Below are 15,169 nucleotides of genomic sequence, written 5' to 3'. Positions count from 1 at the left end.
GAATTTGCCTACATGCTAACCGCGTTAGTTATTGACGCGGTTTTTATATTAGTTTTTCATTTCTTCTTTTTGATTAATCATAAATGTTACAACGATAAATAGCGCAAAACTAATTAATAAAGTTGTACCACCGACAATAAAGAAAACTAAAGTCAATGTATGATTAAAGTTGAATGGATTAATATTGTAGAACCACATTCCAAGTGTTAAGCCGAAGACGCCAATAATTGCCGTCCAGCCGTGTAATGTCACTAACTTTTGTGATTTTACTTTAAAAGCACGGTAGAAAATCCCCCATGCAAACATACTTAACCAACCAACAAGTAAAACGTGTGCGTGAATTGGTCGAAACTCATAACTTCCTGACCCTGACATATGCGAACCTAAATACGTACCCACCAATGCGAAAATCGCAGCGAGTCGAATAAGACGTATACTCCATTTTTGCTCCATACGATAACTCCTCCAAGTTTTAACTTACGTAGAAGTGTATCGTTTGAATATGAACTTTACATGAACTCCATATTACAATTTTGGTAGGTGTATACAAACACTTGTCCCTTCGTTCATAGCACTTTCCATTTGCACTTCACCACCGTGCAATTCAACAATTTGTTTAACAATTGCAAGACCGAGACCTGTCCCCTGCTTCGTTCTAGACTCGTCAGCTCTATAAAATCGGTCATATACCTTTTGCAATTGTTCTGTAGTCATACCAATGCCGCTGTCCTTTACTAATACCTCTACAAAAGTCGTTTGTTCCCGAAGTTGGATATGGATGTCTCCACCATTAACATTATATTTAATGGCGTTTGTTAATAAATTATCCCAGACATTTTGCAATAGACTTGCATCGCCATTATATATAACTGGCTCAATCTGATACGATAATTGCACATTCGCTTCCTCTAACTGCCATCGATATTTTCGCACCGTTTCTTTCAATTGCTCATCTAACGGATACGGTTCTCGCTTTAGCATTCTGGTAGATTGATCGAGTGATGTCAGCAACAATAGTTGCTTAGTCAATGTCGATAGTCGCTTTGTTTCTAGCTCTATAATCGTTGCGTATTCTTGCCGTTCAGGTTCTGCAAGCGTAGGATTTTTCAATAAATCGACATACCCTTGAATATTCAATAATGGCGATTGAAAGTCATGGGATACATTACTTATAAACTGTTTTCGCATTCTGTCATTTTCTTGTAGTTTTTCTGTCATGACATTAAAACTATCTGCCAGTTGTCCAATTTCATCTGCTCGGTCAATTTCAAGCAACGTATCAAACTTTTCATGGGCAAGTTGATGAGTTGCTTCGGTTAACTTTGTAATCGGACGAATAAGTGCCTTTGCAAATAATAACATGGCAAGTAAGCTCATCACCGCCATGCCAAGAATAAGACCACCTAATAATGTATGAGCCTCTGAGAACAAGAATCGAATATCTGGTCGAATAAACAATGCATATTGCTTGTTATGATACGTAAAGGGTACACCAATAGTATTTATTAACTCATTCGCAAAAAAGCCCGTCATAAAAGTCTCTTTTGGAAAATCTCGCATCCCATGATAGACTTCCCCTTCTAATACTTGCTGGATAATATCTGTGGGCAATTTCTTATCGCGGTATTCGCCACCAAAAAAGCGATGTTCCTCTCCAGTTGTAACATATATTTGATACCCAATATCGCCAAGCGTTGTTAAATAATTATCTAAATCCATTTCTTTCGCTGATTCAATATAGTCGGCAATATCTTGTGCAATCGCAACGTTTTTCGCATCATTTTTTTCTTTAGTCACTTGGTGATAATATGTATTCGTCATTAAAAATCCAATACATAAACTGCCAATCATAATGAGCATGGTCGTGATAACAAATTTACTATATAACGTTTTCATGGTGCACTTACCTCAAGCTTATAACCGACGCCACGCACCGTTGTAATTTCGACATCTGTATTGTAACGATGCAATCGCTCACGAATCCGCTTCACATGTGTATTTAATGTTTGTTCATCACCTTCATAGTCGTAACCCCATACTTGCTCCATAATAATGCTACGTGTAAATACTTGATTTGGACGAGAAGCCAGTAGCGCTAACAGCTCAAACTCTTTTAAAGGTAACAGAAGCGTGTCCCCACCAATTGTAACCTCAAAGCTGCGGCGATCAATTTCCAGCTTGCCGACCTGTATCGTTACTTGATTTTTTTTATCAAGCCTACGCAAAATAGCCGCAATACGAAACAGTAATTCCTTTGGCTCGAACGGCTTAACGACATAGTCATCCGAACCTGCTAAAAAGCCGCGTTCCTTATCTTCAAGCTCTCCCTTAGCCGTTAATAACAGCACAGGGATATCATAATCCTTACTTAAAATTTCTGTTAGCGTAAAACCATCCATTCCTGGCATCATGACATCCACTACTGCCAAATCGGGCATATTTCCATCCAGCAATTGCAGAGCTTGTTCCCCATTCTCTGCCTGCATGACTTGATAGCCTTCGCGAGTTAAATAAATATTCACTAACTGCAAAATATGCACATCATCATCGACAACTAAAATTTTCATTCCCTCTTGCCTCCGTTCAATATACTAGCGCCTTCTATCCCAAATTATCAGAATTGTTTGGGTGACTGGCACTAAAAAGAAATTATAGAAATCAGCAGCAATAGCAGTAGTGGTAAAACAATGACAATATAGCCTCTTGGATTTGCAAAATTCATTGTCCAGCCTACACCAAAACGTTTTTCTACAAAAACAGATGGGTCCTGACGATTCATATAAATAAGACCGCCTTTCCAGTAACGATCCTCATCAATATCCATTACCTCTGACACCACATTATCTTCATATTTCAACCGTAATTGTCGCTTTTTCCATGCATACACTAGCACTGAACCTAAAATTAAAAATAGAAATGCAATAAAGAATGGTAATAGTTTATCGCCTTCAGCCATTGAAGGATAGATATTACTTAGCTGTAGTATGGTCAATAATGCGGTTAAACTATAGCTAATCAATGCTATATTCCAGCTCATAAACTTTCGTGTTTTTAATTCATTTTCTAATGACTCCTGCTGACGATTAATAGACATTCGAATAGCCGAACGCTTGAGTGAATCTGCAGTGCCCCACATCATACATTGCATCATCAACATAACTAGTGGTAATGAAATCGCAATAAAATAGGTTTTTTCTCGCCATGCATCCGCCGCTCCACTTGGTCCCCAATGCACCGCTACAGCATTTGGTATTTGACTATAATGTAATAATGTAAAAATAATAAGAAAAATCGTAACGCCTATAGGCACCACATAGAAGGGCCATGGCAGCATTTCATCACGACTACGAGCAGTTAAATCAACTGCTCGCACCTGTTTTATATTCATACCCCATTGCTCGCGTATTTTCAACTTCATCACTTTCTGATGATTTAACCAGTATAACACCATACTAATCGCCAGCATGCCAAATAAACAGCTTAGTAAAAGGATGCCTTGTGCACTTTCAGAAGGTGCAAGCGACCAGTTAAGCATTAGCATAAGTATTAAAATCAGCACGCCAAAAAGCCCTACTGTTTGCGCATAACGTTTTTTCGCAAGAGCTAATGCAGAATGCTTTATATTTTGTTCTGGTACAGTAACGCCAAACACAATAGTCTCACGTACAATATAAGGGACAAAAACTTGCATGGCTAATGTCATGACATACATTATTGTAAAAATACCTAGTAGCATGCTACACCCCTTCTGCTGGCAGTTGCAAGTCAGCGAATACCTTTTTCATCATGTGCTCTATTTGATCTACTGTTGCACCGAGCACCATTCCTTCTGCCACAACAGGCTTTAAATTTTTTTCAATCTGCTGCAATTGTTCTGGCGTTAATGCACGCTCCTCCGTTGAACGAATAATTGCTCCTGATTTAGCACGAATCGTTATAATGCCCTTCGCCTCAAGTTCATGGTAACTCTTATTAACCGTATGCATATTGACACCTAAATCGGCTGCTAAACTTCGTACCGACGGCAATGTATCCCCCGGTCCCATGTCCCCTCTCGCAATGCCCTCTATAATTTGCCGTGTAACCTGTTCATAGATCGGTACATTCGATAATGGCTCTATTTGAATAAACATCTAGATCAACTCCATATTTGTTATATAATAAGTATAACAAATATCACATTTTATGCATAGAAAAAGGAGCTATTCTGTAAGGGCTTAAATTGTTTTGCAATGAACTTTCTTACAAAGACAATTTGCTTCTCATTTTCTTTGTACAGGTAGCAACTTTATTACTATCATCCCAAACATGCTTGCCGATTTTCTACTCTGAACCTTATTTGCAAGCGATTCTTAGGTTAAATAACAAAAGAGATGTCTCATGCACTTTTGAGACATCTCTTCTAATATTAATTAGTTCCTACTGCTAATTGTTCTTTTAAACGTGCAACTGCTTCTTCTACTACTACTGCATGTCCTAATTCATTAAGTGATTCACCAATTCGTCTCACGGCTTGTTCAAGCATTGCAGGTGTTGTATTGCCCATATGCCCAATACGGAATGCTTTACCTGCTAAATGAGCCAAAGCCCCAGCAACAATTACACCTTTTTCAGCAAGTTTCGCACGGAACCTGGCATCCTCTACGCCCTCTGGATAGAGCATACAACTTAAAGTTGGAGCTGCTACTGTCTCGTCAGCTAGTGCCTTCATGCCATACGTAGATAATGCTAAACGCACAGCGCGACCGTACGCTAGATGACGTGCCTCACGCTTAGCAATCCCTTCATCTAAAACCATCTTCATAGCGACATCATAAGCATAAATTAAATTTACAGGTGGTGTTGCAAAATATTTCCCTGGATCATTCATAACCGGAATCCAATTTTCTATATCACTATAGTATGCGGGTATCGTTCCTAGTGCTTCACGAGCCTTTAATGCCGATTGATTAAAGGCGATAATGGCTAAACCTGGTGGTATCCCGATTGCTTTTTGTGAACCAGTTAGTACAACATCTAATTTATAGTCAGGATGACCATATGTTTTATTCATATTTTCATCTAGCGCTGCTGTTGCGACAACACCATCTAAAATAATTAAAGCCCCCGCACTTTTAATAATAGGTACCAATGCATCTAGATCCGAAGCGACGCCTGTAGATGTATCTGCATGTGTAATAGTGACGGCCTTATAATTAGCTTCAGCTAATTTTGCCTTTACTGTTGCTGGTTCAACTTGTTTTCCCCATTCTGCTTGTAACACGTCTACCTGAATACCATAAGCAGTTGCTAAAGGTGTAAAACGATCACCAAAATATCCGTGACTAATAACGAGTATTTTTTCTCCCTTACCCACTGTATTAACAATCGCCATTTCCATTGCTAGCGTTCCAGAACCTGCTAGTACAAACACTTCACCATCCGTTTGGAATAGTTTTTTTGTTTGTGCTAATGCATTTTTATAAATTGCAACAAAGCGTGGATCTGTATGCCCACGTGTTTCGCTTGCCAAAGCATCATATATTTCCTCAACTACTGGTGTAGGACCAGGAATTAATAGTATTTCTTTATTAGTACTCATCTCTTTTCCCCCTCTAATTAATTTTCTAAGTATAGAAAAATGCCTTACAAGCCCCCATCAAAGCTTGTAAGACATCTTGCACCCCATTTTTAAATCTCAATACTTACGATTAATATAAGTAGACCCCTTTTATTAAACAGTGCTCATTTTTTGTAAGAAACGGAGGAACAGACTCCGCTCGTTACTTTAGTGGAAATAGTGAGCTGCATTCGAGTTCAGCCCACAGTGTTTAAGGAAAGTTAGATATGTTCGTTAGTAGATTTCTATCAATTAACTTAATTTTTCATAGCCTGGAAGTGTCAAGAATTCCACGAATTCATCTTGCTCAATTAAAGATTTAAACAGTTCAGCAGCTTCAGCATAGCGACCACTATTATAGGCTTGTTCCCCAACAGCCTCTTTAATTTTCACAAGCTCTTCTTCCAATATTTCTAGCACAAATGCTAATGTAATACCACGTCCATCATCTAAAATACCCTTTGGATGACGAATCCATTGCCATACTTGTGTACGGGAGATTTCTGCAGTTGCAGCATCTTCCATCAAGTTGTTAATTGGTGCAGCTCCGTTGCCTCGTAACCAAGAAGCAATGTACTGAACTCCTACGCTACAGTTAATACGAAGGCCTTCAAGGGTAATTGTCCCTTCTGGAACAGCTACTAAATCTTCAGCCTTTACATTCACATCTTCGCGTTTTTTATGGATTTGGTTTGGTGTTTTCATAATCGCATCAAACTGCTCCATAGCTGTTGCCACCATGCCAGGGTGTGCTACCCAAGTTCCATCATGACCATCCGTTGCTTCACGACGTTTATCTTCCGCAACCTTTGCAAATGCTACTGCATTCGCCTCATCATCGCCTTTAACAGGTATTTGTGCAGCCATACCACCCATAGCAGGTGCGTTGCGTTTATGACATGTTTGGATACATAAAGACGTATAAGCCTTCATGAATGGAACTGTCATTGTTACTTGACCGCGATCAGGTAAGATTACATCAGGTTGATTGCGCAGGCGTTTAATGTAGCTGAAAATATAATCCCAACGGCCACAATTTAGACCTGCTGAATGATCGCGGAGCTCGTATAAAATTTCATCCATTTCAAATGCAGCTAATATTGTTTCAATTAAAACTGTTGCTCTAATTGTACCTTGTGGAATACCAATGTAATCTTGTGCAAAGACAAAGACATCATTCCACAAGCGAGCCTCTAAATGACTTTCTAACTTCGGTAGATAGAAGTATGGACCCGTGCCTTTTGCCAATGCATTTTTAGCATTGTGGAATAAATAAAGACCAAAATCGAAGAAACTACCTGAAACAGGCTCGCCATCTACCAACACATGTTTTTCAAGTAAATGAAGACCACGTGGACGTACTAGTAATACCGCTGTTTCTTTATTTAATTTATACGTTTTACCGTTTGACGCTTGAGTAAATTCAATCGTCTTATTAATGGCATCACGCATATTAATTTGACCAGAAATCATGTTTTCCCAAGTCGGAGCTGAAGCATCCTCAAAGCAAGCCATGAACATTTTTGCACCAGAATTTAATGCGTTAATAACCATTTTACGGTCTACTGGTCCAGTAATTTCTACGCGTCGATCTTGTAAATCCGCAGGCAGTGGCGCAATCGTCCAATCTCCCTCACGAATATGCTTCGTTTCTGGTAGGAAGTCGAGTTTCTCACCAGCATCTAGACGCTTCTGACGTTCTTGACGAGCCTCTAAAAGCTCTTTACGACCAGCATCAAACTTTTCATGCAGGGCAAGAACAAACTCAAGGGCCTCCGGTGTTAAAACTTCCTTTGTTTGCTCGTTTTGTTCCCCAACAATTTTAAGCTTACCTGTAGTTGCCTGTTCCATTAGTAGTTCCCCCACCTCTCGTGATTTAAGTTTCCCCCGCTTAGGAGGTGCGAGGGAAACTTATCTATGATTATGAATTTAGGAATTAACGTAATTGAATTAAACGAATTGTTCTGTTTCTGTAGAACCAGCCATAGCTGTTGTTGAAGAAGTACCACCTGAAATAACTTGTGACACATCATCGAAGTAACCAGTACCTACTTCGCGTTGGTGGCGAGTAGCTGTATAGCCTTTAGATTCAGAAGCAAACTCAGCTTGTTGTAGTTTAGAGTATGCAGCCATGCCATTATCTTTATAGTCATGAGCTAGTTCGAACATAGAGTGGTTTAATGCATGGAAGCCAGCTAATGTAACGAATTGGAATTTGTAACCCAATTTACCTAACTCACGTTGATATTCTGCAATTTCTTCTTCTGAAAGGTTTGCTTTCCAGTTAAATGAAGGTGAACAGTTATAAGCAAGCATTTTACCAGGGAATTCAGCATGAATCGCTGCTGCGAATTCACGAGCTTCTTCAAGTGACGGCTTAGACGTTTCACACCAGATTAAATCTGCATATGGTGCGTAAGCTAAACCACGAGCAATCGCTTGTTTAATACCTGGTGTTGTACGGAAGAAGCCTTCTGGTGTACGTTCGCCAGTAATAAATTCAGCATCACGTGGGTCAATATCAGAAGTTACCATATCTGCAGCATCAGCATCTGTACGTGCGATTAAGATTGTATCTACGCCCATTACATCTGTTGCAAGACGAGCAGCAATTAAGTTACGAACTGCGTTTTGTGTAGGAAGTAATACTTTACCACCTAAGTGTCCACATTTTTTCTCAGAAGCTAATTGGTCTTCTAAATGTACACCGGCAGCTCCTGCTTCGATCATTCCTTTAACTAGTTCGAATACGTTTAAAGGACCACCGAAGCCTGCTTCAGCATCAGCTACGATTGGTGCAAACCAATCGAAATCGTCTACACGTCCTTCAGCATGGTCGATTTGATCAGCGCGTTGTAACGCTTGGTTGATACGTTTTACTACAGCTGGTACAGAGTTAGCTGGGTATAAAGATTGGTCAGGGTACATTTGACCTGAAAGGTTAGCATCAGCAGCTACTTGCCAGCCAGATAAGTAGATTGCTTTTAATCCAGCTTTTACTTGTTGAACCGCTTGATTACCAGTTAATGCACCTAATGCATTAATAAACGGTTCTTCTTGTAATGATTTCCAAAGTCGTTTAGCGCCTTTAGTTGCTAAAGTTTGTTCAATTACAACAGAACCTTGTAATTTAACTACCTCTTCAGCCGTATAAGCGCGTTCAATACCAGCCCAACGTGGGTTTTCTGCCCATTGTTTTTCTAAAGTTTGAATTTTTTCTTGACGTGTTGACATATTGAAATTCCACCTTCCCCTTTGTATAAAATATACTCTGTTAAAAAACTTTTTAATTTCTGTTCCATAACAGGTTTATTTGTTGTAAATTAATATATAACAGTACATCTGAATTTTCACTATTTTTTGATAAAAGACCAAATTTTGATGATGAAACCGCTTTTTTAAGCGACAAAATTTGGTAAACTGTTTACAAACAAGGGGGCTATTCACAATGAAAAATGAAATCAATGCTGTACAAAAAAGTATTGCACAACAATTTATTACGATGTTACAAGACTGGATTCCACCTAACTCGTCCATCGCCATTGCTGTAGACAACTCCTATATTTACTTTAACTCTGGATATCATGGTATTCATCTAGAAGTAGGACGGCAAGTTGAACCAGGGAGTATTGCAGAGCAAGTATTACGCACAAATAAACGTACAGACGCAATATTAGATAATACTTTATTTGGTACACCCTATTATGGTATTGGCTACCCAGTACATATTCAGGACACACCAGCGGCATTAGTAGTTGTTTTACCTTCAACTTTTACTGCACAAAAATTGGAACCTTATCAATTTTTAACAGGGAAACAGGAAGAAGAATGGACCCCTGTAGTAATCGATAAAATTTCTTATATTGAGAGTCTCCAGAAAAAAACTTGGTTTTATGTAGAAAAGGAACAGTTTAAAACAAGCATTACACTTAAAGAATTACAAATGCGTTTACCTCCGTTTTTTATACGCATTCATAGATCCTATATAGTGAATATTCATTTCATAAAAAAAATGGCGCGTGATCTTACTTCGAATTTCATTGTTACTTTAAAGGATGGTACAGAATTACCTGTCAGCCAATCCTATCTTAATAACCTACGTAATGCACTCGAATTTTAACAAAATAAAAACAGCTGCAAAAGGCAGCTGTTCAAGTATTGACACAAAAAAACCTGAGAATAAATTCTCAGGTTTTTATTTGCCTAGCGACGTCCTACTCTCACAGGGGGAAGCCCCCAACTACCATCGGCGCTAAAGAGCTTAACTTCCGTGTTCGGTATGGGAACGGGTGTGACCTCTTTGCCATCATCACTAGACTATTTACGGCTTTCAATATACATCGTATTTCTTTGTCAGCTTCATTCGTTCAGTCAGTCACGTACAGATGTACGCTCCTTCCTTCTCTCAATTGCTTCCGCGAACTACTCGTATCTTGAAACCCTTTTATGAAAGATTGTTCTTTCAAAACTGGATAAACGGTTCATTGAATGTTTCAAACTTTTTGGTTAAGTCCTCGATCGATTAGTATTCGTCAGCTCCATGTGTCACCACACTTCCACCTCGAACCTATCTACCTCATCGTCTTTGAGGGATCTTACTTACTTGCGTAATGGGAAATCTCATCTTGAGGGGGGCTTCATGCTTAGATGCTTTCAGCACTTATCCCGTCCACACATAGCTACCCAGCGATGCCTTTGGCAAGACAACTGGTACACCAGCGGTGTGTCCATCCCGGTCCTCTCGTACTAAGGACAGCTCCTCTCAAATTTCCTACGCCCACGACGGATAGGGACCGAACTGTCTCACGACGTTCTGAACCCAGCTCGCGTACCGCTTTAATGGGCGAACAGCCCAACCCTTGGGACCGACTACAGCCCCAGGATGCGATGAGCCGACATCGAGGTGCCAAACCTCCCCGTCGATGTGGACTCTTGGGGGAGATAAGCCTGTTATCCCCGGGGTAGCTTTTATCCGTTGAGCGATGGCCCTTCCATGCGGAACCACCGGATCACTAAGCCCGTCTTTCGACCCTGCTCGACTTGTAGGTCTCGCAGTCAAGCTCCCTTGTGCCTTTACACTCTACGAATGATTTCCAACCATTCTGAGGGAACCTTTGGGCGCCTCCGTTACCTTTTAGGAGGCGACCGCCCCAGTCAAACTGTCCGCCTGACACTGTCTCCTGCCCCGCTAAGGGGCATGGGTTAGAATTTCAATACAACCAGGGTAGTATCCCACCGACGCCTCCTTCGAAGCTGGCGCTCCGAGATCTCTGGCTCCTACCTATCCTGTACAAGTTGTACCAAAATTCAATATCAGGCTACAGTAAAGCTCCACGGGGTCTTTCCGTCCTGTCGCGGGTAACCTGCATCTTCACAGGTACTATAATTTCACCGAGTCTCTCGTTGAGACAGTGCCCAGATCGTTACGCCTTTCGTGCGGGTCGGAACTTACCCGACAAGGAATTTCGCTACCTTAGGACCGTTATAGTTACGGCCGCCGTTTACTGGGGCTTCAATTCGCAGCTTCGCTTGCGCTAACCACTCCTCTTAACCTTCCAGCACCGGGCAGGCGTCAGCCCCTATACGTCACCTTACGGTTTTGCAGAGACCTGTGTTTTTGCTAAACAGTCGCCTGGGCCTATTCACTGCGGCTCTCATGCGCTTGCACGCTCAAGAGCACCCCTTCTCCCGAAGTTACGGGGTCATTTTGCCGAGTTCCTTAACGAGAGTTCTCTCGCACACCTTAGGATTCTCTCCTCGACTACCTGTGTCGGTTTGCGGTACGGGCACCTCTCACCTCGATAGAGGCTTTTCTTGGCAGTGTGAAATCAGGAACTTCGTCCATACGGACTCGCCATCACAGCTCAACGTTACAGTGTGCGGATTTGCCTACACACACGCCTTACTGCTTGGACGCGCACAACCAACGGCGCGCTTACCCTATCCTACTGCGTCCCCCCATTTCTCAAACGGTGAGGAGGTGGTACAGGAATATCAACCTGTTGTCCATCGCCTACGCCTATCGGCCTCGGCTTAGGTCCCGACTAACCCTGAGCGGACGAGCCTTCCTCAGGAAACCTTAGTCATACGGTGGACGGGATTCTCACCCGTCTTTCGCTACTCATACCGGCATTCTCACTTCTAAGCGCTCCACCAGTCCTTCCGGTCTGACTTCAACGCACTTAGAACGCTCTCCTACCACTGACATCGTAGATGTCAATCCACAGCTTCGGTGAATCGTTTAGCCCCGATACATTTTCGGCGCAGCGTCACTCGACCAGTGAGCTATTACGCACTCTTTAAATGATGGCTGCTTCTAAGCCAACATCCTGGTTGTCTGTGCAACGCCACATCCTTTTCCACTTAACGATTACTTTGGGACCTTAGCTGGTGGTCTGGGCTGTTTCCCTTTTGACTACGGATCTTATCACTCGCAGTCTGACTCCCGTGTATAAATATCTGGCATTCGGAGTTTGTCTGAATTCGGTAAACCGGGATGGCCCCCTAGTCCAAACAGTGCTCTACCTCCAGTATTCTCATCACGAGGCTAGCCCTAAAGCTATTTCGGAGAGAACCAGCTATCTCCAAGTTCGATTGGAATTTCTCCGCTACCCACACCTCATCCCCGCACTTTTCAACGTGCGTGGGTTCGGGCCTCCAGTAAGTGTTACCTCACCTTCACCCTGGACATGGGTAGATCACCTGGTTTCGGGTCTACGACCACGTACTAATTCGCCCTATTCAGACTCGCTTTCGCTGCGGCTCCGCCTTCTAAAGCTTAACCTCGCACGTAATCGTAACTCGCCGGTTCATTCTACAAAAGGCACGCTATCACCCATTAACGGGCTCTAACTACTTGTAGGCACACGGTTTCAGGATCTCTTTCACTCCCCTCCCGGGGTGCTTTTCACCTTTCCCTCACGGTACTGGTTCACTATCGGTCACTAGGTAGTATTTAGCCTTGGGAGATGGTCCTCCCGGATTCCGACGGAATTTCACGTGTTCCGCCGTACTCAGGATCCACTCTGGAGGGAATAAACTTTCGACTACAGGGCTTTTACCTGCTCTGGCGGACCTTTCCAAGTCGCTTCATCTAACTCATTCCTTTGTAACTCCGTATAGAGTGTCCTACAACCCCAAGAGGCAAGCCTCTTGGTTTGGGCTCTTCCCGTTTCGCTCGCCGCTACTCAGGGAATCGATTTTTCTTTCTCTTCCTCCAGGTACTTAGATGTTTCAGTTCCCTGGGTCTGCCTTCAAGACGCTATGTATTCACGTCAAGATACTACGCGATTAAACGTAGTGGGTTCCCCCATTCGGAAATCTCCGGATCAAAGCTCACTTACAGCTCCCCGAAGCATATCGGTGTTAGTGCCGTCCTTCTTCGGCTCCTAGTGCCAAGGCATTCGCCGTGCGCCCTTAATAACTTAACCTGCAGCTTCCGATATACATCGTAATCCAGCGTCAGCTTCATTCGTTCGGTCAGTCACGTACAGAGGTACGCTCCTTCTCTCACTCAATCGCTTCCTTGTCTTACTCGTATCTCGAAACCTTCATTTGTTATTAAGCCTATAAAAAACTTAAAAAAATAAATGTGTTTGTTACAATTTCAATGTCGTTTTATCCAGTTTTCAAAGAACAAATAAAAATTGGTGGAGCCTAGCGGGATCGAACCGCTGACCTCCTGCGTGCAAGGCAGGCGCTCTCCCAGCTGAGCTAAGGCCCCAAGAGGTTATATATGGTGGGCCTAAATGGACTCGAACCATCGACCTCACGCTTATCAGGCGTGCGCTCTAACCAGCTGAGCTATAGGCCCTCTTGGAAGTTTTATAAAGTTAGTTATAAACCTTCAAAACTGAACGCAAAACGTAATCTTACAAACCCAAGGTTTGTATTCCGAAAATATCCTTAGAAAGGAGGTGATCCAGCCGCACCTTCCGATACGGCTACCTTGTTACGACTTCACCCCAATCATCTATCCCACCTTCGGCGGCTGGCTCCAAAAGGTTACCTCACCGACTTCGGGTGTTACAAACTCTCGTGGTGTGACGGGCGGTGTGTACAAGGCCCGGGAACGTATTCACCGCGGCATGCTGATCCGCGATTACTAGCGATTCCGGCTTCATGTAGGCGAGTTGCAGCCTACAATCCGAACTGAGAACGACTTTATCGGATTAGCTCCCTCTCGCGAGTTGGCAACCGTTTGTATCGTCCATTGTAGCACGTGTGTAGCCCAGGTCATAAGGGGCATGATGATTTGACGTCATCCCCACCTTCCTCCGGTTTGTCACCGGCAGTCACCTTAGAGTGCCCAACTAAATGATGGCAACTAAGATCAAGGGTTGCGCTCGTTGCGGGACTTAACCCAACATCTCACGACACGAGCTGACGACAACCATGCACCACCTGTCACCGTTGTCCCCGAAGGGAAAACCATATCTCTACAGTGGTCAACGGGATGTCAAGACCTGGTAAGGTTCTTCGCGTTGCTTCGAATTAAACCACATGCTCCACCGCTTGTGCGGGCCCCCGTCAATTCCTTTGAGTTTCAGTCTTGCGACCGTACTCCCCAGGCGGAGTGCTTAATGCGTTAGCTGCAGCACTAAGGGGCGGAAACCCCCTAACACTTAGCACTCATCGTTTACGGCGTGGACTACCAGGGTATCTAATCCTGTTTGCTCCCCACGCTTTCGCGCCTCAGTGTCAGTTACAGACCAGATAGTCGCCTTCGCCACTGGTGTTCCTCCAAATCTCTACGCATTTCACCGCTACACTTGGAATTCCACTATCCTCTTCTGCACTCAAGTCTCCCAGTTTCCAATGACCCTCCACGGTTGAGCCGTGGGCTTTCACATCAGACTTAAGAAACCACCTGCGCGCGCTTTACGCCCAATAATTCCGGACAACGCTTGCCACCTACGTATTACCGCGGCTGCTGGCACGTAGTTAGCCGTGGCTTTCTAATAAGGTACCGTCAAGGTACAGCCAGTTACTACTGTACTTGTTCTTCCCTTACAACAGAGTTTTACGAACCGAAATCCTTCTTCACTCACGCGGCGTTGCTCCATCAGGCTTTCGCCCATTGTGGAAGATTCCCTACTGCTGCCTCCCGTAGGAGTCTGGGCCGTGTCTCAGTCCCAGTGTGGCCGATCACCCTCTCAGGTCGGCTACGCATCGTCGCCTTGGTGAGCCGTTACCTCACCAACTAGCTAATGCGCCGCGGGCCCATCCTATAGCGACAGCCGAAACCGTCTTTCAGTATTGTCCCATGAGGGACAATAGATTATTCGGTATTAGCCCCGGTTTCCCGGAGTTATCCCAAACTATAAGGTAGGTTGCCCACGTGTTACTCACCCGTCCGCCGCTAACGTCAAAGGAGCAAGCTCCTTCTCTGTTCGCTCGACTTGCATGTATTAGGCACGCCGCCAGCGTTCGTCCTGAGCCAGGATCAAACTCTCCATAAAAGAAATTTGATTAGCTCAAATTGTTTTGCTGGCATCAATTTTGATGTCCAAAATTTTGTTTCGTTCACTAACATAAGATAGCTAATAAAAACTATATTGATTACGTTTT

General features: G+C 43.1%; 9 protein-coding genes, 2 tRNA genes and 3 rRNA genes. 1 reads left to right on the top strand and 13 read right to left on the bottom strand.

The window, feature by feature from the left end; all coding sequences use genetic code 11:
- Positions 1 to 48: 48 nt before the first annotated feature.
- From MHH88_RS01055 to aceA, 8 genes are all read right to left on the bottom strand, one after another.
- A complete protein-coding gene (locus MHH88_RS01055) occupies positions 49 to 453 on the bottom strand; it encodes a hypothetical protein (RefSeq protein WP_024360807.1) in 405 nt (134 codons plus the stop codon).
- Between the two features lie 72 nt (positions 454 to 525).
- Positions 526 to 1,896 (bottom strand): HAMP domain-containing sensor histidine kinase, encoded by a 1,371-nt coding sequence (locus tag MHH88_RS01050; protein WP_339261038.1) that lies wholly within the window; start codon positions 1,894 to 1,896, stop codon positions 526 to 528.
- On the bottom strand, positions 1,893 to 2,567 hold the full coding sequence (locus MHH88_RS01045) for a response regulator transcription factor (RefSeq protein ID WP_069508731.1): 675 nt from the start codon (positions 2,565 to 2,567) through the stop codon (positions 1,893 to 1,895). The genes MHH88_RS01050 and MHH88_RS01045 overlap by 4 nt, the downstream gene beginning before the upstream one ends.
- A 71-nt stretch (positions 2,568 to 2,638) precedes the next feature.
- On the bottom strand, positions 2,639 to 3,736 hold the full coding sequence (locus MHH88_RS01040; RefSeq protein WP_339261036.1) for a DUF5808 domain-containing protein: 1,098 nt from the start codon (positions 3,734 to 3,736) through the stop codon (positions 2,639 to 2,641).
- A 1-nt stretch (position 3,737) separates the two neighbouring features.
- On the bottom strand, positions 3,738 to 4,133 hold the full coding sequence (locus MHH88_RS01035; protein WP_024360811.1) for a GntR family transcriptional regulator: 396 nt from the start codon (positions 4,131 to 4,133) through the stop codon (positions 3,738 to 3,740).
- Between the two features lie 275 nt (positions 4,134 to 4,408).
- A complete protein-coding gene (locus MHH88_RS01030) occupies positions 4,409 to 5,581 on the bottom strand; it encodes an alanine--glyoxylate aminotransferase family protein (RefSeq protein WP_339261033.1) in 1,173 nt (390 codons plus the stop codon).
- Positions 5,582 to 5,851: 270 nt separating this feature from the next.
- Positions 5,852 to 7,450 carry a malate synthase A gene (gene aceB, locus MHH88_RS01025; RefSeq protein ID WP_339261031.1) on the bottom strand — a complete coding sequence of 533 codons (1,599 nt, stop codon included), beginning with the start codon at positions 7,448 to 7,450 and terminating at the stop codon, positions 5,852 to 5,854.
- A gap of 99 nt (positions 7,451 to 7,549) precedes the next feature.
- Positions 7,550 to 8,833, bottom strand: coding sequence for an isocitrate lyase (aceA, locus tag MHH88_RS01020; protein ID WP_339261029.1), 1,284 nt, complete (start codon positions 8,831 to 8,833; stop codon positions 7,550 to 7,552).
- Positions 8,834 to 9,047: 214 nt separating this feature from the next.
- Between aceA and MHH88_RS01015 the strand changes: the two genes are divergently transcribed.
- Positions 9,048 to 9,719 carry a LytTR family DNA-binding domain-containing protein gene (locus tag MHH88_RS01015; RefSeq protein ID WP_069508718.1) on the top strand — a complete coding sequence of 224 codons (672 nt, stop codon included), beginning with the start codon at positions 9,048 to 9,050 and terminating at the stop codon, positions 9,717 to 9,719.
- Between the two features lie 81 nt (positions 9,720 to 9,800).
- Here MHH88_RS01015 and rrf read toward each other — a convergent pair.
- From rrf to MHH88_RS00990, 5 genes are all read right to left on the bottom strand, one after another.
- Positions 9,801 to 9,916: ribosomal RNA gene (gene rrf / locus MHH88_RS01010) — 5S ribosomal RNA — on the bottom strand.
- A 185-nt stretch (positions 9,917 to 10,101) separates the two neighbouring features.
- Positions 10,102 to 13,029 (bottom strand): 23S ribosomal RNA (locus tag MHH88_RS01005).
- A 217-nt stretch (positions 13,030 to 13,246) separates the two neighbouring features.
- Positions 13,247 to 13,322: transfer RNA gene (locus MHH88_RS01000), tRNA-Ala, on the bottom strand.
- Between the two features lie 13 nt (positions 13,323 to 13,335).
- Positions 13,336 to 13,412 (bottom strand) — tRNA-Ile (locus MHH88_RS00995).
- A gap of 96 nt (positions 13,413 to 13,508) precedes the next feature.
- Positions 13,509 to 15,060 (bottom strand): 16S ribosomal RNA (locus MHH88_RS00990).
- Together the 16S, 23S and 5S rRNA genes with 2 tRNA genes alongside form the textbook arrangement of a ribosomal RNA operon.
- Between the last annotated feature and the right edge of the window lie 109 nt (positions 15,061 to 15,169).

It is taken from the genome of Lysinibacillus sp. FSL K6-3209 (genome assembly GCF_037976175.1).
In the GTDB taxonomy this organism is placed as follows: domain Bacteria; phylum Bacillota; class Bacilli; order Bacillales_A; family Planococcaceae; genus Lysinibacillus; species Lysinibacillus sphaericus_D.
Note: the sequence above shows the minus strand (reverse complement) of the source record. Positions and strands in the feature narration are given on the sequence as shown.